General features: G+C 68.9%; 20 protein-coding genes. 12 read left to right on the top strand and 8 right to left on the bottom strand.

The annotated features are described in order from the left end of the window. Window positions 1-57 precede the first annotated feature (57 nt). Window positions 58-759, bottom strand: a complete 702-nt coding sequence (locus ACP2AD_RS04445) for a murein L,D-transpeptidase catalytic domain family protein (protein ID WP_425228887.1) — start codon at window positions 757-759, stop codon at window positions 58-60. 183 nt (window positions 760-942) lie between these two features. On the opposite strand from ACP2AD_RS04445, the gene ACP2AD_RS04440 reads away from it, so the two are divergent. Continuing rightward, complete coding sequence (locus ACP2AD_RS04440; protein ID WP_425228886.1) at window positions 943-1548, top strand: L,D-transpeptidase family protein; 606 nt, start codon at window positions 943-945, stop codon at window positions 1546-1548. Between the two features lie 5 nt (window positions 1549-1553). Here the strand turns inward: ACP2AD_RS04440 and ACP2AD_RS04435 are convergent, their stop codons facing one another. The 6 genes from ACP2AD_RS04435 to ACP2AD_RS04410 form a co-directional block, all read right to left on the bottom strand. Next, on the bottom strand, window positions 1554-1958 hold the full coding sequence (locus tag ACP2AD_RS04435) for a cytochrome c-type biogenesis protein (protein WP_425228885.1): 405 nt from the start codon (window positions 1956-1958) through the stop codon (window positions 1554-1556). After that, a complete protein-coding gene (locus ACP2AD_RS04430) occupies window positions 1955-2476 on the bottom strand; it encodes a redoxin family protein (RefSeq protein ID WP_425228884.1) in 522 nt (173 codons plus the stop codon). The genes ACP2AD_RS04435 and ACP2AD_RS04430 overlap by 4 nt, the downstream gene beginning before the upstream one ends. Continuing rightward, window positions 2473-4410: a heme lyase CcmF/NrfE family subunit gene (locus ACP2AD_RS04425; protein ID WP_425228883.1), complete on the bottom strand. Its 1938-nt coding sequence runs from the start codon at window positions 4408-4410 to the stop codon at window positions 2473-2475. Before ACP2AD_RS04425 ends, ACP2AD_RS04430 begins: the two co-directional genes overlap by 4 nt. Further along, on the bottom strand, window positions 4407-4838 hold the full coding sequence (ccmE, locus tag ACP2AD_RS04420) for a cytochrome c maturation protein CcmE (protein WP_425228882.1): 432 nt from the start codon (window positions 4836-4838) through the stop codon (window positions 4407-4409). Before ccmE ends, ACP2AD_RS04425 begins: the two co-directional genes overlap by 4 nt. 125 nt (window positions 4839-4963) lie before the next feature. Continuing rightward, window positions 4964-5689 (bottom strand): heme ABC transporter permease CcmC, encoded by a 726-nt coding sequence (ccmC, locus tag ACP2AD_RS04415; RefSeq protein ID WP_425228881.1) that lies wholly within the window; start codon window positions 5687-5689, stop codon window positions 4964-4966. 150 nt (window positions 5690-5839) lie between these two features. Next, window positions 5840-7738, bottom strand: coding sequence for a potassium transporter Kup (locus ACP2AD_RS04410; RefSeq protein ID WP_425228880.1), 1899 nt, complete (start codon window positions 7736-7738; stop codon window positions 5840-5842). Between the two features lie 176 nt (window positions 7739-7914). Here ACP2AD_RS04410 and ACP2AD_RS04405 point away from each other — a divergent pair, with 176 nt between their 5' ends. The 8 genes from ACP2AD_RS04405 (at window position 7915) to ACP2AD_RS04370 (ending at window position 17047) form a co-directional block, all read left to right on the top strand. Continuing rightward, entirely contained in the window at window positions 7915-8766 is an 852-nt protein-coding gene (locus ACP2AD_RS04405) for a TorF family putative porin (RefSeq protein ID WP_425228879.1), read from the top strand. Window positions 8767-8862: 96 nt separating this feature from the next. Further along, entirely contained in the window at window positions 8863-8952 is a 90-nt protein-coding gene (gene kdpF / locus ACP2AD_RS04400; RefSeq protein ID WP_425228878.1) for a K(+)-transporting ATPase subunit F, read from the top strand. 13 nt (window positions 8953-8965) lie between these two features. Then, window positions 8966-10669, top strand: coding sequence for a potassium-transporting ATPase subunit KdpA (gene kdpA / locus ACP2AD_RS04395; RefSeq protein ID WP_425228877.1), 1704 nt, complete (start codon window positions 8966-8968; stop codon window positions 10667-10669). Between the two features lie 15 nt (window positions 10670-10684). After that, window positions 10685-12727: a potassium-transporting ATPase subunit KdpB gene (gene kdpB, locus ACP2AD_RS04390; RefSeq protein ID WP_425228876.1), complete on the top strand. Its 2043-nt coding sequence runs from the start codon at window positions 10685-10687 to the stop codon at window positions 12725-12727. Between the two features lie 12 nt (window positions 12728-12739). Beyond that, window positions 12740-13315: a potassium-transporting ATPase subunit KdpC gene (gene kdpC / locus ACP2AD_RS04385; protein ID WP_425228875.1), complete on the top strand. Its 576-nt coding sequence runs from the start codon at window positions 12740-12742 to the stop codon at window positions 13313-13315. Then, the gene (locus ACP2AD_RS04380) at window positions 13312-15999 is read left to right on the top strand and encodes a DUF4118 domain-containing protein (RefSeq protein ID WP_425228874.1); all 2688 of its coding nucleotides are present in this window, start codon (window positions 13312-13314) and stop codon (window positions 15997-15999) included. Before kdpC ends, ACP2AD_RS04380 begins: the two co-directional genes overlap by 4 nt. Then, window positions 15996-16685: a response regulator gene (locus ACP2AD_RS04375; RefSeq protein WP_425228873.1), complete on the top strand. Its 690-nt coding sequence runs from the start codon at window positions 15996-15998 to the stop codon at window positions 16683-16685. The genes ACP2AD_RS04380 and ACP2AD_RS04375 overlap by 4 nt, the downstream gene beginning before the upstream one ends. A gap of 95 nt (window positions 16686-16780) precedes the next feature. Beyond that, window positions 16781-17047 (top strand): hypothetical protein, encoded by a 267-nt coding sequence (locus tag ACP2AD_RS04370; protein ID WP_425228872.1) that lies wholly within the window; start codon window positions 16781-16783, stop codon window positions 17045-17047. A gap of 196 nt (window positions 17048-17243) precedes the next feature. Here the strand turns inward: ACP2AD_RS04370 and ACP2AD_RS04365 are convergent, their stop codons facing one another. Next, entirely contained in the window at window positions 17244-17993 is a 750-nt protein-coding gene (locus ACP2AD_RS04365) for a Crp/Fnr family transcriptional regulator (protein ID WP_425228871.1), read from the bottom strand. Window positions 17994-18319: 326 nt separating this feature from the next. Here ACP2AD_RS04365 and ACP2AD_RS04360 point away from each other — a divergent pair, with 326 nt between their 5' ends. Genes ACP2AD_RS04360 through ACP2AD_RS04350 form a run of 3 tightly spaced genes read left to right on the top strand, consistent with a single transcriptional unit; the run spans window position 18320 to window position 19907 of the window. Continuing rightward, window positions 18320-18484 carry a hypothetical protein gene (locus ACP2AD_RS04360; RefSeq protein ID WP_425228870.1) on the top strand — a complete coding sequence of 55 codons (165 nt, stop codon included), beginning with the start codon at window positions 18320-18322 and terminating at the stop codon, window positions 18482-18484. Further along, on the top strand, window positions 18481-19269 hold the full coding sequence (locus ACP2AD_RS04355) for a Crp/Fnr family transcriptional regulator (protein ID WP_425228869.1): 789 nt from the start codon (window positions 18481-18483) through the stop codon (window positions 19267-19269). Before ACP2AD_RS04360 ends, ACP2AD_RS04355 begins: the two co-directional genes overlap by 4 nt. Continuing rightward, a complete protein-coding gene (locus ACP2AD_RS04350) occupies window positions 19269-19907 on the top strand; it encodes a sensor histidine kinase (RefSeq protein WP_425228927.1) in 639 nt (212 codons plus the stop codon). Before ACP2AD_RS04355 ends, ACP2AD_RS04350 begins: the two co-directional genes overlap by 1 nt. Window positions 19908-20048 lie beyond the last annotated feature (141 nt).

Here is a 20048-nt window from a genome sequence, read left to right as displayed (position 1 = left end):
TCTCCTGCCGGTGTGACCCCCGGCCATAGCGCGCCCGCGCCGAATGTCAGCCCTGCGTCATAGTTTCGCGGCGTAGATCATCCGGCCCTCACCCAGTCGCGCGAAGACCTGGTCCAGGTCGCCGTCGCCGACCGCGAAGCAGCCCTGGCTGCGGCCGAGCATGCCGTGCGTGCGCAGCATGTCGGGGTTGGCGTACCACGCGGCATGGACCACCAGCGCACGCTCAAGCGCATTGTTGTTGGTCGCGTCGAGTCCGATCAGCCGCTGCGACCGGCCGTGCTTGCCGACATAATAGTCCGCTGCCATGTACGCGCCCTCCGAGGATGCGTTGGAGCCGGGCTCGTTCGAGAAGCGCTGCAGCCAGCCGGTATGCGACGGGTCGGACCCGCTGCCGTGCGCGACCAGGAACGAGCGGCTGCTGCCATCGGTCAGGTCGATGAGGTGGAAGCGCGGCTGTGCCGATGGCGCGGCGAAGTCGGCGATGGCGAGGCGGTCGCGCCGCACCCGCGACCCCTGCGCATCGAGCGCCGCCAGCGCTCGGCGAAGCAGCTGCGGACGGACGACGTTGGCCGAGGTCAGCGGCCGCGTGGCGGGCTCGGGAAAAGCGGGCACCGGCTGCATCTGCGGCTCCAGCGCTTGCTGCGACAGCCGCTGCACCGCCGCCGACACCGCGCCGGGAATCGCCAATGCGCCTAGGGCGAGCACACCGTTCTTCAACACCGCGCGACGCGCATGCACCGTGCCCAGCCGCTCGATCATTCGTCGCATCCCACATCCGCCGGTACGATACATAGCCGGTCGGCGATGAGATTTCTTTAGGCTTTGCCGCAGGTTGCTTCCCGACCTGTTCCGTTCGGCGCTCGACTCCCACCGTTCGGCGCACTCGCCCGATGAACCCGAAACCTGGTCGCGCGTTAGGCGGCGGTGAAGGGAGTTGCGGCGATGAAGATCGGCAGGTTCGGGTTCGCAGGTCTGACGGCGCTGGCGATGCTGGCCGCCGCGCCGGCGCTCGCGGCGGACGATCAGCCGGGCGTGGCGCTGCTCGCCGCGGCATCGACGCTGACCGCCAACCAGTTCGTCTGGAACGACACCGACACCGGCGAGGCGGTGCGGATCGTCGTCAACATCGCCGAACAGCGTGCCTATGTCTATCGCGGCGAGGCGCTGATCGCGGCCACCGCCGTGTCGACGGGGCGCGACGGACTGGAGACGCCATCGGGCACGTTCACGGTGCTTGAAAAGGCGATCGACCACCGGTCAAACCGCTACAACAACGCGGCAATGCCGTTCATGCAGCGGCTGACCTGGGACGGCGTCGCGATCCATGCCGGGGCGAACCCGGGCTTTCCGACCTCGCATGGCTGCGTTCACGTGCCGCTTGCCTTTGCGAAGAAGCTGTACGGGGTGACCAGCGTCGGCACCGCCGTCACGATCATCGGCGCCGATGGAGAAATCGGCCCCGCCACCAGCGCATCGCCCGTTCCGGACAGCAGCGCCGGCGAGACGGCGGCGGCGAACCGCGCGGCGGTGGAGGTCGCGCGGCGCTGAGCGGCCTAGCGGCGACGACGCCTGAAGCTGCTTCGCGCCACCCATGCGCCCGCGCCCAGCAGCAGCAGCGGCGCCGCCCATAACGGCCACGTCACCGCCGACAGCGGCGGATCGTAGGTGACGTAATCGCCGTACCGCGCGATCAGCCAGCCGCGCACCGCAGCGGGCCGCTCGCCCCGCGCGATCCGTTCGCGCACCAGTGCTCGCATGTCGCCCGCCATGTCAGCGTCCGAATCCGCGATCGACTGTCCCTGACAGACGAGGCAGCGCAGCGTCACCATCAGCGCCCGTGCCCGCGCCTCCTGCGCCGGGTCAGGCAGCTGCGTGTACGACAGTCGCGACGGCGGCGCATTCGACTGCGCTCCCGCCCCACCGGCGAGCAGCAGCAGCGCCAGCGCCGCCCGCCTCACCGGCGTCCGGCCATCGCTGCGATGCCGGCGACCTCCTCGGCGCGGATGTCGCCGATATGCTGCGCCAGGATCACGCCGTTCGTATCGACCACAAAAGTCTCGGGCACGCCCGACGAGCCCAGCGCCAGCTGCACCTGCCCACGCGGGTCGTCGCCCAGCCGCTGATACGGATCGCCGTTGGCGCGCAGGAACGCGGCCGTCGCTGCCCGCGTGTCGCGCACCGCCACCCCGTCGATCGGCACGCCCATCGCCTTCAGCCGCATCAGCTGCGGCGCCTCCGCGATGCAGGGCAGGCACCAGCTGGCGAAGACATTGACCAGCCGGACACGCCCTTGCCCGAAGCCGCCCGCGATGCCCGGTTTGCCCGCCACCATCGCTGGCAGCGCGACGGCAGGCATCGGCTTGCCGACCAGCGCCGAATGCACCGTCCGGTCCGCGGGCTTCCAAATGGCGATCGCGATCACCGCCAGCACCACCGCGAACGCCAGCAGCGGCAGCCAGCGCAGACCGTGCCTCATGCCCACAGCGCAGACGCGCGCGCGCGCAGCGCCGCCCGCCGCTCGCGCCGCCAATGGCCGGCCAGCGCCATCGCCCCGCCCAGCGCGATCAGCACGCCGCCGAACCAGATCAACGTCACCATCGGCTTCCACCACAGCCGGAGCTGCCAGCGCCCGTCGTCCCCCGCCTGGCCCAGCACCGTGTAGAGCTGGCCGTCGAGCACGGTCAGGATCGCGCTCTCGCTGGTCGTCGTCGGCGGATCGGCGAAGAAGCGCTGCTGCGGGAACAAGGCGGTCAGGTCAACACCGCGCTGCGCGTCCAGCCGCGCCTGCAACGCCGTCCAATTCTCGCCGATCACCGGCGACACGCCCCTAAGCGTCATGCTGTACGGCCCGACCCGCACCGGCTCGCCAACCCTGACCGCGACCAGCCGTTCTTCCGTGAAGGAACTGTCGCACGCCATCCCCGCCAGGCTCACCGCGATGCCGAGATGCGCGACGACCATGCCCCAGGTGAAGAGCGGCGTGCGGAGCAGGTTGCGTCCCCACAGCGGCGCGACGCTCGCCGCCGCCAGCCCGATTGCAAAGGCGAGGCCCAGCAGCGGCAGCACGCCCATCTGCGTCCCCGCCACCAACAGCGCCGCCGCCAGACACGCTGCGGCGAGCGGCCAGGTCACGCGCGCCAGCGCGGCCTTCGCCGCGTCGCGCCGCCAGCGCAGCAACGGCCCCACCGCCATCACCGCCACGAGCAGCAACACCACCGGCCCGATCGCCTTGTTGAAAAAGGGCGGCCCGACCGACAGCTGCACCCCGAACCCCGCCGCTACGATCGGGTACAGCGTCCCGATCAGCACAACGCCCAGCACGACTGACAACAGCAGGTTGTTGAGCACCAGCGCGCCCTCGCGGCTGACCGGCTCAAAGGTCGCGCCCGCGCGTACCGTCCCCGCCCGCGCCGCGAACAGCGTCAGCGCGCCGCCGACATAGATCGCCAGCAGCACTAGGATGAACGCGCCGCGGCGTGGATCGACCGCGAAGGCGTGGACGCTGGTCAGGATGCCCGACCGCACCAGGAAGGTGCCGACCATGCTCATCGAGAAGGCGACCACCGCCAGCATCACCGTCCACGCGCGCAAGCCGCCGCGCGTCGCCAGCACGCTCACCGAATGGAGCAGCGCGGTCGCTGCCAGCCACGGCATCAGGCTGGCGTTCTCGACCGGGTCCCAGAACCACCAGCCGCCCCAGCCCAATTCGTAATAGGCCCAATAGCTCCCCGCGGTGATCCCCAGCGTCAGGAAGATCCACGCGCCCAGCACCCAAGGCCGCATCGCCCGCGCGAAGGCCGGGCCGACGTCGCGCGTGACCAGTGCGCCGACGGCGAAGCTGAACGCGACCGAAAGCCCGACATAGCCGATGTACAAGGTCGGCGGATGGAAGGCCAAGCCCGGGTCCTGGAGCAGCGGGTTTAGCCCCTGCCCGTCCGCGGGCGCGGGCGACAGCCGGGCGAACGGGTTCGAGCTGAACAGCAGAAAGGCATAGAAGCCGAGCGCGATCGTCCCCTGCGCGCCCAAGGTGGCGATCAGCGTCCGCGGGTCCAGCCGCCGCTCGAACAGCGCCACCGCGCCGCCCGCGATCCCCAGGATCGTGACCCAGAGCAGCATCGAGCCCTCATGGTTCCCCCATGCGCCCGCGACTTTGTAGAGCCACGGCTTGGCCGAATGGCTGTTGGCGGCGACCAGCGCGACGCTCATGTCCGATTGCCAGAAGACGCCGATCAGCATCGCCATCGCGAGCGCGACGACGCCGCCCTGCACGATCGCGACCCCGCGCGCGGTCTGCTCGAACGCGATCGGCTCCTCCGCGCGCGCGCGCACGCCCAGCCACGCCAGCAGCAGCTGCAGCGCCGCCAGGCTGGCCGCCAGCCACAGCGCCGCCAGACCGACCTCCGCCATCATCGGATCGACCTGCTCTCGTGCATCGCGCCCGCGACCTGGGGCGGCATGTAGCGCTCGTCATGCTTGGCGAGGATGTTAGATGCGACGAACAGCCCGGCGGGGGTCAGCTCGCCCTCCGCGACGACGCCGCTGCCTTCGCGGAACAGGTCGGGGAGAACGCCGCGATAGCTGACCGGCACGGTGCGGGCGTTGTCGGTCACCACGAACCGCGTTGTCACCCCGTCCGCTGCGCGCCGGACCGAGCCGCGCGTTACCAGCCCCCCCAGCCGGATCGGCCGCCCGACCGCATCGGGCGCGCGGGCGAGATCGCTCGGCGAATAGAAATACGCCGCCTGGTCCTTCAGCGCCGACAGCGCCAGCAACGCCGCCGCGACGATCGCGCCCATCGCCAGCAGCGCCAGCCCCAACCGCTGATGCTTCGCCTTCATGCCTGCGTCACGGGCGCTCGGCGCGCCGCATTGCCACGAAGCTTGCGACGGTCAGCGCCGCCGCCCCGCCCAGCGCCACGGCATAGGCCGCCGCCACGAACGCCCACTGGCTCATGCCCCGCCCCTCATGGCCGCGCCATCCGCCGCAGCCGCGCGTCCGCCTTCGCCTGCGCCAGGAGCGCGCGCATCCGCATCAGCACGACGCCTGCGAACAACAGCGTGAAGCCGATCAGCGTCAATGGCAGCGGCCACAGGATGGCCGGGTCGATCGTCGAACTCGTCAGGCCGATGCTCGGCCCCTGGTGCAGGCTGTTCCACCACACCACCGAATAGCGGATGATCGGCAGCAGCACCGTCCCCGCCACCCCGAACACGGCCGGCACGCGGCCGTCTCCACCACGCTCGGCGTCGGCGCGGACCAGCGCCAGATAGCCGCCATAGACGAAGAACAGGAGCAGCATCGACGTCAGCCGCCCGTCCCACTGCCAATAGGTCCCCCAGGTCGGCCGCCCCCAGATCGCGCCGGTCAGCAGGCACAGCCCGGCGAAGGTCATCCCCGGCGCCGCGCAAGCCCGCGCCGCGATCGCCGCCAGCGGGTGCCGCCACACCAGCAGCGCGGTGCTCGCGCCGGCGATCCCGCTCCACCCCGCCATCCCCAGCCACGCGCACGGGACATGGAGGTAGAGGATACGCACCGTCTCGCCCTGCAGATAATCGGGCGGCGTCTGCGTCAGCCCCGCCCAGCAGCCGATCACGATCAGCGCAAGCCCCGTCCAGACCAGCACAGGCGTCAGCGGCCGGGCGATCTTCAGAAATCGCACGGGATTGGCGAGGGCGTGAAGCGCGGGCACTACGCCGCCGCGTTAGGCGCAAAGACCGCGCACGTCACCCCCGCCCCGGGCGCCACAAGTTGCGCGCCGGACACCGACGGCGTCTGCAGCGAACGAGATGCACGTCCTTCGGGAGGTCGTCGCGGCGCATGCCGACGCCCGGCGCGCAGGCTAGATTTCGAGCTGCGAGCCCAGCTCCACGACCCGATTCGTCGGCAGCTTGAAGAAATCCATCGCGCTTTCGGCGTTGCGCACCATCCATGCGAACAGCTTTTCGCGCCAGAGCGCCATGCCTGGCCGGTCCGACGCGATCAGCGTCTGGCGGCCGAGGAAGAAGCTGGTGTCCGTCGGCTTCAACGGCGCCGCGCCGGCCGGCAGGGTGGCGAGCGCTGCAGGCACATCGATCTCGTCCATGAAGCCGTAATGGATCACCGCGCGGGTGAAGCCTTCCGCGATCGGCTCCAGCTCGATGCGCTCGGCTGCGGGAACGCTCGGCACCTTGGCGATGGCGACGGTGGCGATGATGACGCGCTCGTGCAGCACCTTGTTGTGCTTGACGTTGTGGAGCAGCGCATGGGGCACCCCCTCGCGCGACGCACTCAGGAACACCGCAGTCCCGGGCACGCGCTCCAGCTTGCCCGCCGAGCGCGCAAAGAGTTCGGCCGCCATCGCACCCTCGGCGAGGCGCGCCCGCATGATCTGGCGGCCCTTCGCCCAGGTGGTGAGCAGCGTGAACGCGATCGCCGCGACCAGCAGCGGGAACCAGCCGCCATCGGGAATCTTGGTCGCATTCGACGCGAAATACAGCCCGTCCACAACGATGAAGAGACCCGTCACCACCACCGCGATCGGGCGCGGCCAACGCCAGACGGTGAAGGTCAGGACGCCCAGCATGATGGCCGTGATGAACATCGTGCCGGTGACCGCGATGCCGTAGGCGGCGGCAAGGTTTCCCGAACTCCTGAAGCCGATCACCAGCGCCACCACCAGCACCAGCAGCCCCCAGTTGACCAGCGGTACATAGATCTGCCCGATCGCATGCTCGCTGGTATGCTCGATCCGCAGCCGCGGCAGGAAACCGAGCTGCACCGCCTGCTGCGTGACCGAAAAGGCGCCCGAGATCACCGCCTGGCTGGCGATCACCGTTGCCAGCGTCGCGAGAATGACGAGCGGCAGTCGCGCGCCCGCGGGTGCCATCAGAAAGAAGGGGTTCTGGATCGCCTGCGGACTGCCCAGCACCAGGGCGCCCTGGCCGAGATAGTTGAGCATCAGGCACGGCAAGGCAACGTATAGCCACGCGATCGAGATCGCCTTGCGTCCGAAATGGCCCATGTCGGCATAAAGCGCCTCTGCGCCCGTCACCGCGAGCACCACCGATCCCAGCGCCAAAAAGGCGAGCCGGAAGTCGAGCAGGAAGAAGTTCAGCCCCCACCACGGATTGATCGCGGCGAGGATGGCCGGATGGGCGGCGATGTTGAGGACACCCAGGATCGCCAGCACCGCGAAATAGACGATCATCACCGGCCCGAACAGCGCGCCGACGCGGGTGGTGCCGTGGCTCTGGATCGCGAACAGCCCGACCAGGATGACGATCGAGCAAGGCAGCACGAAGCGGGCGAAATCCGCCTGGACCGCCTCCAGCCCTTCGACCGCCGACAGCACGGAGATGGCGGGCGTGATGATCGCATCGCCATAGAACAGGGCGGTCGCGGCGATGCCGAGCATGACCAGTCCCTTGGTCCATTTGCGCTGGCCGACCCGATCGGCGACCAGCGCCAGGAGCGCCAGGCTGCCGCCTTCGCCGTGATTGTCGGCGCGCAGGATGACGAACACATATTTGACGGTGACGATCAGCATCATCGTCCAGAAGATCAGCGACAGCACCCCCAGGACGTGCGGCTGATCGACGGTCAGCGGGTGATGGCCGACGAAGCTCTCCTTCAGCGAATAGAGCGGCGACGTGCCGATGTCGCCGAAGACCACCCCCAGCGCGCCGAGCGCGAGCACGCCCGTGCCGCCGTGCGGGCTGGACGCCGGTTGTGCGGGGGTGGCGACTGCTGCGCTGGTCATCATGACATTTCTAGGGTCGCCGGTCGCCTCACACCATTCGGGAGCGGGTGCTAGTGATGAAATACTATGCAAACACTATTCTAGCGGCTGCTTTCCGGCCTCGAAAGGTGATGGAGCGACGGCCTAGGTGGCCCGCTTGCCGCAGCCCGATGGTGGGCGCGGCGAGCGAGGCCCCGATGAACGTCAGCTTCCTATCGTCCACCGCGGCCGTCGCGGCGCTCTTTCTCGTTGCCGGCAATGCCGGAGCTCAGACCGTACCGGCCGCTGACACCGGTAACGAGGCGACGCGGTCGCCCGCCGTCGCCCCCGCCGCGCCGGTCTCGCCGTTCACGATCACCGGCAGCGCGGGCGTGGTCAGCCAGTACCGCTTCCGCGGCATCTCGCAGTCCGACAACAAGCCGGTGGTCCAGGGCGCCTTCACGATCGCGCATGCGTCGGGTGCTTACCTGTCGGTGTGGGGGTCGAGCGCCAGCGCCAACAACGCGGTCAACATCGGCGGCACGGAAATCGACGTTTATGGCGGCTTCGCGCACGCACTCGGCCGCAGCGGCGTCACGCTCGATGCCGGCGTCTACGGGTATATCTATCCCGGCAGCCGCAAGGCGGTGGGCATCGATGAAAGCTATGTCGAGATCTACGGCTCGCTGACCAAGAACATCGGCCCGGTCAGCGCCAAAGCCGGTGTCTACTGGGCTCCCGACCAGCATTATTTCAACCGCTTCGCAACGGCGTCGCAGTTCAATGTCTATCCCTATGCCGAGCTGAGCTATGCCCCCACCGGCACGCCGATCACACTGCACGCGCATGCCGGGCATACCGGCGGCGGCTTCGATTATGCCGGCCACGACTATGTCGATTACGCGGTCGGCGCCGGATACAAATGGCGCGCGCTGACCTTCGACCTCTCGCTGGTCGGCACCGACCTGTCGCGCGCCGACACCCGCGCCGCCGATCTCGCGCTGGGCACCACCGACTTTCACCGCGCCGCAAAGCCCGTGGTCGTCGGCTCCGTCACCGCGAGCTTCTGAAGGAATGCCCGTCATGCAAGACCTGATCTGGCTCGCGATCACGCTGGGGCTGCTGCTGCTGACGCTGGCCTATGTCCAGCTGTGCGAGCGCGCGTGATGGGCGTTGACCTTATCCTCGCCGGCCTGACCGCGCTCGGGCTCCTCGTCTATCTCGTGGCGGTATTAATCCGTCCCGAGCGCTTCTGAAGGAGCGTCCGTCATGACCATTCAGGGCTGGCTGCTGATCGCGGCCTTTCTCGGCATCCTGCTGGGGCTGACCAAGCCGATGGGGCTGTGGCTGCATGCGCTCTACGAAGGGCGGCGCACGCCGCTGCACGTCGTGCTGGGCCCGGTGGAACGGGGCTTCTACCGGCTGTCGGGCATCGATCCCGACCGGGAACAGACGTGGCGCGGCTATGCGGTGCACATGCTGGTGTTCAGCTTCGTCACGCTGATCTTCACCTATGCGATCCTGCGGCTGCAGGCGGTGCTGCCGCTCAACACGCCTGGGTTTGCGGGCATCGGGCCGGACGGCGCGTTCAATACCGCGGTCAGCTTCACCACCAACACCAACTGGCAATGGTATTCGGGGGAGGCGGCGATGTCGAACCTCAGCCAGATGCTGGCGCTGGCGCTGCACAACTTCCTGTCGGCGGCGGTCGGCATCGCGCTCGCCTTTGCGATGTTCCGCGGCTTCGCCCGGCGCGAGAGCGGAACGGTCGGCAATTTCTGGGCCGACATGACCCGGGTCACGCTGTACCTGCTGCTTCCGGTCTGCGTCGTCTACACGCTGGTCCTGGTCGCGGGCGGGGTGCCGCAGACGCTGACGCAGCAGGTCACCGCCACGACACTGGAGGGCGCGCGGCAGACGATCGCGCTGGGACCGGTCGCCAGTCAGGAGGCGATCAAGATGCTCGGCACCAATGGTGGCGGCTTCTACAACGGCAACTCGGCGCATCCGTTCGAAAATCCGAGCGACTGGGTCAACATGATCCAGACGCTGTCGATCTTCGTGATCGGCTTCGGCCTGACGTGGCTGTTCGGCAAGGCGGTGGGCAACACGCGCCAGGGCTGGGCGATCCTGTCGGCGATGATCATCCTGTTCCTGGCAGGCGTCGCCGTCGCCTATGCATCGGAAGCGGCGGGCAATCCCGTCCTCCACCAGCTCGGAGTCGCCGGCGCCAACATGGAGGGTAAGGAGGTCCGTTTCGGCGCGGCGGCGTCCGCGCTGTTCGCGGTCGTCACCACCGACGCCTCGTGCGGTGCGGTCAACGCGATGCACGACAGCTTCACCGCGCTCGGCGGGCTGGTGCCGCTGTTCAACATCCAGCTCGGCGAGGTCGTCGTCGGCGGCGTCGGCGCGGGCATCTACGGCTTCCTGCTGTTCGCCATCCTGGCGGTGTTCGTCGCCGGGCTGATGGTCGGGCGCACACCCGAATATGTCGGCAAGAAGATCGAGGCGCGCGAGGTCAAGCTGGCGGTGCTCGCGATCGCGGTGCTGCCGCTCATCATCCTTGGCGGCACAGCAATCGCCAGCGTCTCCGCAGGCGGGCTGGCCGGGCCGCTCAACAAGGGGCCGCACGGGTTCAGCGAGATTCTCTACGGCTTTTCCAGCGCGGTCGGCAACAACGGCTCGGCCTTTGCCGGGCTGACCGCGGGCACGCCCTTCTACAACGGGCTGCTCGGCGTCGCGATGTGGCTGGGGCGTTTCTTCGTGATCGTGCCCATGCTCGCCATCGCGGGCAGCCTGGCGGCCAAGCGATACACACCGCCATCCGCCGGCTCCTTCCCGACCACGGGCGGGCTTTGGGTCGGGCTGCTCGTCGGCGTGATCCTGATCCTGGGCGGGCTGACCTTTTTGCCGAGCCTCGCGCTCGGTCCCATCGCCGATCATCTCGCGATGATCCGCGGCCAACTCTTCTAAAGCGAGGCCGACACCATGGCGCGCGCCGCAACCAAGTCGCTGTTCACCGCCGACCTGATCGTTCCCGCGATCGGCGACGCCTTCCGCAAGCTCAACCCCCGGGAGCTCGTCCGCAATCCGGTGATGTTCGTCACCGCCAGCGTGGCGCTGCTGCTCACCATCCTGATCAACACCGGCGGCGACACGCTGGCCTTCGGCTTCAAGGCGCAGCTGGTGGTCTGGCTGTGGCTGACGGTGCTGTTCGGCACCTTTGCCGAGGCGCTCGCGGAGGGGCGCGGCAAGGCGCAGGCCGCATCGCTGCGTGCGACCAAAGCGGAGCTGACCGCACGCCGCATCAAGGGCGACCGCGTCGAACAGGTCGCCGCCAGCCAGCTGCGCGCGGGCGACGTGGTGGTGGTCACGGCCGGCAGCGCGGGCGGCGACCTGATCCCCGCCGACGGCGAGGTGATCGCGGGCGTCGCATCGGTCAACGAGGCCGCGATCACGGGCGAATCGGCGCCCGTGATCCGCGAGGCGGGCGGCGACCGCTCGGCGGTGACCGCGGGCACCCGGGTCATTTCCGACGAGATCCGGGTGCGCGTCACCGCCGATCCGGGCCAGGGTTTCCTCGATCGTATGATCGCGCTGGTCGAGGGTGCGGAGCGGCAGAAGACCCCCAACGAGATCGCGCTCACCATCCTGCTCGTCGGGCTGACCATCATCTTCCTGATCGCGGTCGGCACCATTCCCGCCTTTGCCTCCTATGCGGGCGGGGCGATCCCGGTCGTGGTGCTGTCGGCGCTGCTCATCACGCTGATCCCGACCACCATCGCCGCGTTGCTGTCGGCGATCGGGATTGCGGGCATGGACCGGCTGGTCCGCTTCAACGTCCTGGCCAAGTCGGGACGCGCGGTGGAAGCGGCGGGTGACATCGACGTGCTGCTGCTCGACAAGACCGGCACGATCACGATCGGGGACCGGCAGGCGAGCGAGTTCCGCGCGGTCGGCGGCGCTTCGGCCGCCGAGCTGGCGGAGGCGGCGCTGCTCGCCAGCCTCGCCGATGAGACGCCGGAAGGCCGGTCGGTGGTCGTGCTGGCGCGCGAAAAGTTCGGCGTCACCGTGCAACACCTCCCGGCCGATGCCGACGTCATTCCGTTTACCGCCCAGACCCGGATCTCGGGCGTGCAGACCGCCGACCGGCTGATCCAGAAAGGCGCCGTCGATTCGATCCTGCGCGCCAATCCGGGCGCGGGACAGACCGCGGCCGCGACCGAACTGCGCCGCATCACCGACGAGATCGCGCGCGCGGGCGGGACGCCGCTCGCGGTCGCCGCCAACGGCCGTCTGCTCGGCGCGATCTTCCTCAAGGACGTGGTCAAGGCCGGGATCAGCGAGCGCTTCGGGGAACTGCGCGCGATGGGCATCCGCACGGTGATGATCACCGGCGACAACCCGCTGACCGCCGCCGCCATTGCAGCGGAAGCTGGGGTCGACGACTTCCTCGCCCAGGCGACGCCGGAGGACAAGCTGGCGCTGATCCGCAAGGAACAGCAGGGCGGGCGGCTGGTGGCGATGTGCGGCGACGGCACCAACGACGCCCCCGCACTAGCCCAGGCCGATGTCGGCGTCGCGATGAACACCGGCACGCAGGCGGCGCGCGAGGCCGGCAACATGGTCGATCTCGACAGCGATCCGACCAAGCTGATCGAGGTGGTCGGCCTCGGCAAGCAGCTGCTGATGACCCGCGGCGCGCTCACCACCTTCTCGGTCGCCAACGACGTCGCCAAGTATTTCGCGATCATCCCGGCGATGTTCGTCGTGCTTTACCCGGGGCTGTCGGTGCTCAACGTCATGCGGCTCGGCAGCCCGACCAGCGCAATCCTGTCGGCAATCATCTTCAACGCGCTGATCATCCCCGCACTGGTGCCGCTGGCGCTGAGAGGCGTGACCTACCGCCCGATGGGCGCGGGACCGCTGCTGCGGCGCAACCTGCTGATCTACGGGCTCGGCGGGCTGGTGGCGCCGTTCATCGGCATCAAGCTGATCGACCTGTTCGTCAACGCCGCCGGCCTGGCCTGAGGATCAACCGCCATGAACTCGCTCTCTTCCTCGCTCCGCCCTGCGCTGGTGATGACGCTGCTGATGGCGGTGCTGCTCGGGATCGGCTATCCGCTCGCCATGACCGGGATCAGCCAGCTCGTATTCCCCGCCCAGGCGAACGGCAGCCTGGTGCGCAACGCGGCCGGCGCGGTCATCGGCTCGACCGTGCAGGGTCAGGCGTTCACGACCGACCGCTATTTCCAGACCCGGCCATCGGCGGCGGGCAAGGGCTATGACGGGCTCGCCTCGTCCGGTTCCAACCTCGGCCCGGCCAGCAAGGCGCTGGCCGACCGCGTCAGGGCCGACGTCGCGAGGCGTCGCGGCGAGGGCGTGACAGGACCGGTGCCTGCCGATCTCGTGACTGCTTCGGGGTCGGGCCTGGACCCCGATCTGTCTCCCGCGGCCGCGTTCGCCCAGGCGCCGCGTGTCGCCCACGCCCGCGGGCTGCCGGCGACACGCGTCAGCGCGCTGATCGCCGCGCATGTCGAGCAGCCGACGCTGGGCTTCCTCGGCGAGCCGCACGTCAATGTCCTGGCGCTTAACCGCGCGCTCGACGCGAGCCGTTGAGCGACAGGGACCGGCCCGATCCCGACGCCCTGCTGCGCACCGCCGCGCAGGAGGGACGCGGGCGACTGAAGATATTCCTCGGCGCCGCGCCCGGCGTCGGCAAGACCTTTGAGATGCTGTCGGAGGGCGCCGCGCGCCGCGCGACCGGGACCGACGTGGTGGTCGGCGTGGTCGAGACCCACGGCAGGGTCGAAACGCAGGCGCTGACGCGCGGCCACGACATCATCCCGGGCCGCGATATCGCGTATGAGGGCCGCGTGCTGTCCGAGATGGACCTGGACGCCCTGCTCGCCCGACGCCCGCAGCTGGCGCTGGTCGACGAGCTGGCGCACACCAATGCGCCCGGCAGCCGTCATCCGAAGCGGTGGCAGGACGTCGACGAACTGCTCGCGGCCGGCGTCGACGTCTATTCCACGCTCAACATCCAGCACGTCGAAAGCCTCAACGATGTGGTCGCCAGCTTCACCCGCGTCCGCGTTCGCGAAACCGTGCCCGACAGCGTGCTGGAGCAGGCGGAGATCGAGGTCGTCGACATCCCGCCCGACGAGCTGATCGAACGGCTCAAGGCGGGCAAGGTCTACCTGCCCGAAGAGGCGACGCGCGCGCTCGGGCACTTCTTCTCGAAGTCGAACCTGTCGGCGCTCCGCGAGCTGGCGCTGCGCCGGGCGGCGCAGGCGGTCGACGCGCAGATGCTCGACCATGTCCGCGCGCTGGGCGTCGGCGGCACCTGGGCGGGGAGCGACCGGATCGTCGTCGCGGTCAGCGAGCTGCCGGGCGCCGATGGCCTGGTACGCGCGGCGAAGCGCCTCGCCGACGCGCTCAAGGCGCCGTGGACCGCCGTGCACGTCGAGACGCCGCGCCATCGGCAGCTCGGCTCGGCCGAACAGCAGCGTATCGCCGCGGTGATGGCGCTGGCGACGCAGCTCGGCGGTCAGGTTGCCTCCGTTCCCGCCGAGACAGTGCTGCTGGGGCTGAAAGGGTTCGCGGCCGAAGCGCGCGCGACGCAGCTGATCGTCGGCAAGTCGGTACGGTCGCGCTGGTTCGAACTGCGCCACGGATCGGTCGTCGACCGGCTGGTCCGCGAGACGCCGGGCGTGGCCGTCCATGTCCTGCCGCTGAGCGAGCCTTCCGGCGCGCGGCCCGAGCGCCCACGACCGCCCGCGAACGGCAGGGCGGCGGGCGCCACCGTCACCGGCTACGCCGTCGCGTTGGCGACCACCGCTGCGATCACCGCGGCGGGGCTGGCGCTCCGCCACGTCCTCAACCTGGGCAACGTGGCCCTGCTGTACCTGCTTCCGGTCATGGTGGCCGCCAGTATGTTCGGGCTGCGCACGGGGCTGTTCACCGCGCTCGCCGCCAGCCTCGCCTATAATTTCTTCTTCCTGCCCCCCACCGGCACGCTGACCATCAGCAACCCGGAGAACGTGATCTCGGTCGTGGTGCTGCTGAGCGTCGCGGCGGCGACCAGCCAGCTCACCGCGCGGGTGCGGGCACAGGCCGACCTCGCCGCCGCGAGCGCCCGCTCCAACGCGGTCCTCGCCGGTTTCCTGCGCCAGTTGACCGCGCTCGGCGCCCGCGACGAGGTTGCGCGCGCGATGTGCAGCGAGATCGGCCGTCTGCTCGACCTGCGCGTCATCATGCTCGGGCCGGGCGGCGCGGGACTGACGATCGAGGCGTCGAGCGATACGGAGCCCGAGCTGGGGACGATGGACCTGGCGGCGGCGCAATGGGCGCTCGACAGCGGCAAGCCGGCGGGGCGCGGCTCCGGCACTCTGACCGCGTCAGACTGGCTGTTTCAGCCGCTGACCTCAGGCGACCGCGTGCTGGCAGTGCTCGGGCTCGCGCGCGATTCGGGCCGCGATGCCGTCCGTTCCGACCAGTACCCGCTGCTGATGAGCCTGACCGATCAGGCCGCGCTGACGCTGGAGCGGCTGCGGCTGGAGGCCGACACGCGCGAATTGGGGGCGGTGCGAACCCGCGACCGGCTGCGCGCGGCATTGCTGTCGTCGGTCGGCCATGACCTGCGCACCCCCCTCACCTCCGTGCTCGCTGCCGCGTCCGAGCTCGCGCAGCGCGGCGCCGATCCGCTGGTCGAGACGATCGAACGCGAGGCGACGCGGCTCAACCGCTTCGTCGCCAACCTGCTCGACATGGTGCGCGTGGAGGCGGGGGTCATGCCGCTCGCGATCGAGCCGGTCGACCTCACCGACGCCGTCGCCGCCGCCGTGCACGACGCGCGTCGCGCGCTCGAAGGCCATCCCATCGAGGTCGAGGTCGCGCCGGACCTGCCGCTGGTCCGGTCGGACCCGCAGCTGCTCCACCACTGCCTGCTGAACCTGCTCGACAATGCCGGCCGCTACGGCGACCCCTCAACGCCCGTGAGGGTCGCGGCGCTGCGGCAGCCCGGCCGCCTCGTCCTCGACGTGCTCGATCAGGGGCCGGGCCTGCCCCCGGGGCGCGAAGGCGAGGTGTTCGAGACCTTCCGCCGCCTCGAAGGGTCCGACCGCTCGCCCGCCGGGACGGGGCTGGGCCTGGCGATCGTCAAGGGCTTTGCCGACGCGATGGGCATCGCGGTCGGCGCGGAAAACCGGCGCGACCGGCAGGGCGCCCGCTTCTCGCTGTGCTTCCCCGACGCGCTGCTCGTCCCCGAGCTGGAGCCGGACCTGGAGGATGTGGAGGCGTGAACGGCGCGACCGTGCTGATCGTCGACGACGAGCTCTACATCCGCCGCCTGCTCACCGCGACGCTGGCGCGTGCGGGATATCAGATCGAGGAGGCCGGTGACGCCAAGCAGGCGCTCGCGCTGGCGGAGCGGGTCAAGCCGGAGCTGGTGCTGCTCGATCTCGGGCTGCCCGACCGCGACGGGCTGGAGCTGGTCCAGCCGCTGCGGCGCGGCGGCAAGGCCGCGGTCGTTGTCGTTTCCGCGCGCGAAGGCACTGAGGACAAGGTCGCGGCCCTCGACCTGGGCGCCGACGACTATGTGACAAAGCCCTTCGACACGGAGGAACTGCTCGCCCGCGTGCGCGCCGCGCTGCGCCACAAGCTGGGCGAACGCGGCGCGCCGTCGGCGATCACCGCGGGCGACCTGTCGATCGATCTGGTGACCCGGCGGATCGTCAGAAGCGGTGAGGAGGTGCACCTCACCCGCAAGGAATATGACGTGCTGGCCGCGCTGGCGGCGGCGCCAGACCGCGTCGTGACGCACCAGACGATCCTCGCCGCCGCATGGCCGCACGACTATGACCGCCGCATCGAATATCTCCGCATCGTCGTGCGCAACCTGCGCGGCAAGATCGAGGCCGACCCGGCACGCCCGGCAATCATCACCAACGAGCTGGGCGTCGGCTACCGCCTCCGGACCACGCTCTGAACCCTACGGAAATGCTATGCCATTGCAGCCGGGCGTGGCTCGCTTTGCTATGGCGCGCTCGATAACTGGACTGTCTTCCCGGTCGGAGGACAGCCGTGATCACCACCCTTTTCACCCGTGACATGCCGATTCGTGCGGCCGGCCTGGCACTCATTGCCGTTGCGGCCGTCAGTCTCCGACTGCTGTTCGACGGCCCCGCCCCGCACGGCGCGCCGGACCTTGCCTCGTTCGGGGAAGCCGCGCTGGGCTTTGTCGGCGCCTGCCTCGGTCTGGCATTGCTGTTCCTCGGCCGTCACGTCCACGACGAGATAACCGTGACGTCACCATGGCTGGGTCGAACGCCGGTGGTATCGGGCCGGTAGGCATCCGGCGGCCGCCAAGGCCGCGGCCGCGCAGACGTGCACGGCCACCTCGACCCCCGGGATGCACGTGAACAAGCCGTTCGCCATGGCGGCGCTCGCAGATCGCACAGGGGAACTGATCGAGGGTCGACCCCGCGCCGATCGACACTGACCCGGTGCTCAGGCCGTCAGCGGTCTCGGCCGGGTCGTAATGGCATCAGGCGACGGCAATCGCCCTCGGCCCATCCTTGCCGAACGGCGCGATCAGCTTGCGGTATTCGGCTTCGGGGCGTCCATAGCCTTCGCCTGCCAGCTCCTCCAGCCTCTCGCGGTCGAGAAACAGGACCCGCCCGCGCCTGGACCGGATCATGCCCACGCCCTCCAGAACGTGCAGCGATACGGTGACGCTGGATCGGTCGGCGGCGATCATCATCGCCATGAACTCGTGCGTCAGCAGGATCTCGTCGCCGTCACTCCTGTCGTGGCACATCAGAAGCCAGCGTGCGAGCCGGGCTTCGACACGCTGGTGGGCGTTCGATATGGCGCTGTCGGCGGTCTGGGTGATGAAGGTCTGGACGTAGCGCAGCAGCGTGGTCCGCAAGGTCGCGCTCTCGCTTACCGCGGCAAGAAAATGCGCGGTCGCGATGCGCAGCCCGGCGCCGCCTTCGATTTGGATGAAGGTGACGTGCGGCGAGCTGTCCGCGCCAAGCAGCAGCGGTGTGCCGGCGAAACCGTCCCGGCCGAAGATGCCGACCTCGGTAGGCCCGGAATCGCTTTTCTCCGCGACGATCGAGGCGACCCCCCCTTCCGGAAACCACACATGTTCGATCGGTCGATTGGCGGGAACGAGCACTTTTCCGCGCTCCAGATTCTCGCGCTCGAAAAACGGCCTGAGCAATGCGAGATCATCGGGCGCAAGCGCGCCGAGCAGCAGGTTGGTGGTGTAACGGTCATCTGGATGCGACATGTGCGCGCCCTTGTCCTGGGGCGAAAGCACAATGTCCTTCGGTCACTCGCGCCCTGGGAGTCGGCGAGCGATTACAGGCATATAGGCGTTCGGCGCGCATTAGCCAGCGCGCGCTTTGTGGTGCATCCGACGGTTCTACAAGTTGACGGGTGTCCTCGACCTGCTCGCCGGCCCCTCCCAGCCAAGCCAGGCCGCGATGTCGTTCCCTAAGCAACGCGCCGACCGGTCCTTGAGAACTGTTACCCACCGACAATGGGTAGCGATCCCCCTCTATCGGTGCGACGCTGATGTATCGTGCCTGACCGGTTTGATGGGAGGGACGCAGCATGTTTGAAGACGATCGTTCTTACTATCAGCATCGCGCCGAGGTGGAGATCGAGCGAGCGCAGTCGGCAACCGTGCCGAGCGTGGTTCAGGCACATTATCAGCTTGCCGAGGCGTATCTCGGCAAGATCGCCGCCAACGAGCCCGTCAAGGTCAAGTCGTCGTGATCGGTGGGACGCATCCGGGCACCGCGGTCCTCACCCGCACCGAACCGCGCCCGCAGTCATCGCTGCGGAACACCCTTTTGACGTCTGGTTTCCTCTCGCGTGAGGAACAGCGTGCGCTTGAGGACGCCTTGTCTCTCGCAAGATGGGTCGGACCCAACATCGACCTGGTGCGCGAGGGAGAGGGCGCGGACACGCTGTTCATCGTCGCGGAGGGATGGGCTTTTCGGTATACCACGACGCGCGAGGGCAACCGTCAGCTTCCTGCGCTGATTTTGCCGGGCGACGTTGGCAATCTTGACTCGCTCATGTTCGATCGGCTCGATTATGGTGTCCGGACGATCACGCCGGCGAAGATCGTCGCACTGCCGCGGGACCGGGCGCTCGAACTCAGCGCGCGGCATTCAGGTATCGCGCGCACGTTCACCTGGCTTGGTCTGCTCGAGAATGTCATCCTGAGCAGATGGGCACAGTCGCTCGGTCGCCGGTCCGCCGCCGAGCGGCTTGCGCACTTGCTGTGCGAGTTGAGCGTTCGCCTCGGTGCGGACAATGAGGCGCAGAGCAGCTTCGCCTTCCCGTTGACGCAGGAGCAGATCGCCGACGTGCTGGGGCTGACCTCGGTCCACGTCAATCGCACAATGCAGTATCTCCGGACCGGTGGCCTGATCCAGATCGCCAACCGTATCTTGACCATCCCCGACCTGGCGAAGTTGCGGCAGGCAGCTGGGTTCGATCCACGCTATCTGCACATCGCCGGGGCCGGCGAATCCCCATTCGCGCTGTGCTGATGCAGATGGCAAGCATCCTTCCGGCGCTTTCGCCCAATCATCGTCGTCCCCCTCAGGATGACGATCTGCTCCTGCGGGAGACCAATCACTGCTGCAGCAACGACCTGCAGCTGGTCGTCAATCTGCTGGGTCTCCAGAGCCGACGCGTGGCGAACCCGGAAGTTCGCGACGCGCTCGCCGATGCGATGGAGCGCGTTTCGGTTCTCGCCCATGCGCGCCGGGCCCTCCATCAGGAACGTCCTGCGACCCTCGGACTGGCGCTTGGCCAAGTGTGCGACGCGCTGCGCGCGCAGGCAGAGCCTCGCTCGATCTCGGCGTGCCTGCAGGCAACAGAGGTGCATGGTCTGCACGCGAACCATATCACCACCGTCGCGCTGGTGGTGAATGAGCTCGCGACCAATGCGATCAAGCATGCCTTTGAAGAGGGCAAGCCGGGCACCATCCGGGTGACGATCACTGAAAGGGATGACGGTGAGGCCATCGTCCTCGTCGATGACGACGGGCTTCCCTTCCCCGACCCGGGCGGATCCGGCTTGGGCATGGGGATCGCAAGACGCCTGATGGCGTCGATTGGTGGCCTGTTTCTGCCGCCGCCACCCGGAACGAAGGTGTTCGAGCTGAGGTTTAGAACGGCTTAGCGGCGTTCGTCCGAGGCCTACACGACATGGCAGGATGGACAGCCATTCTTCGCAACTGGTTCGAATGATGTGAGGCGCTTCAATCCATGACCGACAACAAGAAGGACATCGGGTCACCGGACCGCGACCGCATTGCGACGG

Origin of the sequence: Sphingomonas sp. (assembly GCF_965248875.1) — a bacterium.
In the GTDB taxonomy this organism is placed as follows: Bacteria; Pseudomonadota; Alphaproteobacteria; order Sphingomonadales; family Sphingomonadaceae; genus Sphingomonas.
The sequence above is the reverse complement of the archived record's forward strand: the minus strand, read 5'-3'. Positions and strand labels throughout refer to the sequence as shown.

Excerpts from the sequence above, each read along its gene's own strand:
- ACP2AD_RS04445 (WP_425228887.1), bottom strand. The coding sequence starts at position 759 with ATGATCGAGCGGCTGGGCACGGTGCATGCGCGTCGCGCGGTGTTGAAG.
- ACP2AD_RS04440 (WP_425228886.1), top strand. The coding sequence starts at position 943 with ATGAAGATCGGCAGGTTCGGGTTCGCAGGTCTGACGGCGCTGGCGATG.
- ACP2AD_RS04430 (WP_425228884.1), bottom strand. The coding sequence starts at position 2,476 with ATGAGGCACGGTCTGCGCTGGCTGCCGCTGCTGGCGTTCGCGGTGGTG.
- ACP2AD_RS04425 (WP_425228883.1), bottom strand. The coding sequence starts at position 4,410 with ATGATGGCGGAGGTCGGTCTGGCGGCGCTGTGGCTGGCGGCCAGCCTG.
- ccmE (WP_425228882.1), bottom strand. The coding sequence starts at position 4,838 with ATGAAGGCGAAGCATCAGCGGTTGGGGCTGGCGCTGCTGGCGATGGGC.
- ACP2AD_RS04410 (WP_425228880.1), bottom strand. The coding sequence starts at position 7,738 with ATGACCAGCGCAGCAGTCGCCACCCCCGCACAACCGGCGTCCAGCCCG.
- ACP2AD_RS04405 (WP_425228879.1), top strand. The coding sequence starts at position 7,915 with ATGAACGTCAGCTTCCTATCGTCCACCGCGGCCGTCGCGGCGCTCTTT.
- kdpF (WP_425228878.1), top strand. The coding sequence starts at position 8,863 with ATGGGCGTTGACCTTATCCTCGCCGGCCTGACCGCGCTCGGGCTCCTC.
- kdpA (WP_425228877.1), top strand. The coding sequence starts at position 8,966 with ATGACCATTCAGGGCTGGCTGCTGATCGCGGCCTTTCTCGGCATCCTG.
- kdpB (WP_425228876.1), top strand. The coding sequence starts at position 10,685 with ATGGCGCGCGCCGCAACCAAGTCGCTGTTCACCGCCGACCTGATCGTT.
- kdpC (WP_425228875.1), top strand. The coding sequence starts at position 12,740 with ATGAACTCGCTCTCTTCCTCGCTCCGCCCTGCGCTGGTGATGACGCTG.
- ACP2AD_RS04365 (WP_425228871.1), bottom strand. The coding sequence starts at position 17,993 with ATGTCGCATCCAGATGACCGTTACACCACCAACCTGCTGCTCGGCGCG.
- ACP2AD_RS04360 (WP_425228870.1), top strand. The coding sequence starts at position 18,320 with ATGTTTGAAGACGATCGTTCTTACTATCAGCATCGCGCCGAGGTGGAG.
- ACP2AD_RS04350 (WP_425228927.1), top strand. The coding sequence starts at position 19,269 with ATGCAGATGGCAAGCATCCTTCCGGCGCTTTCGCCCAATCATCGTCGT.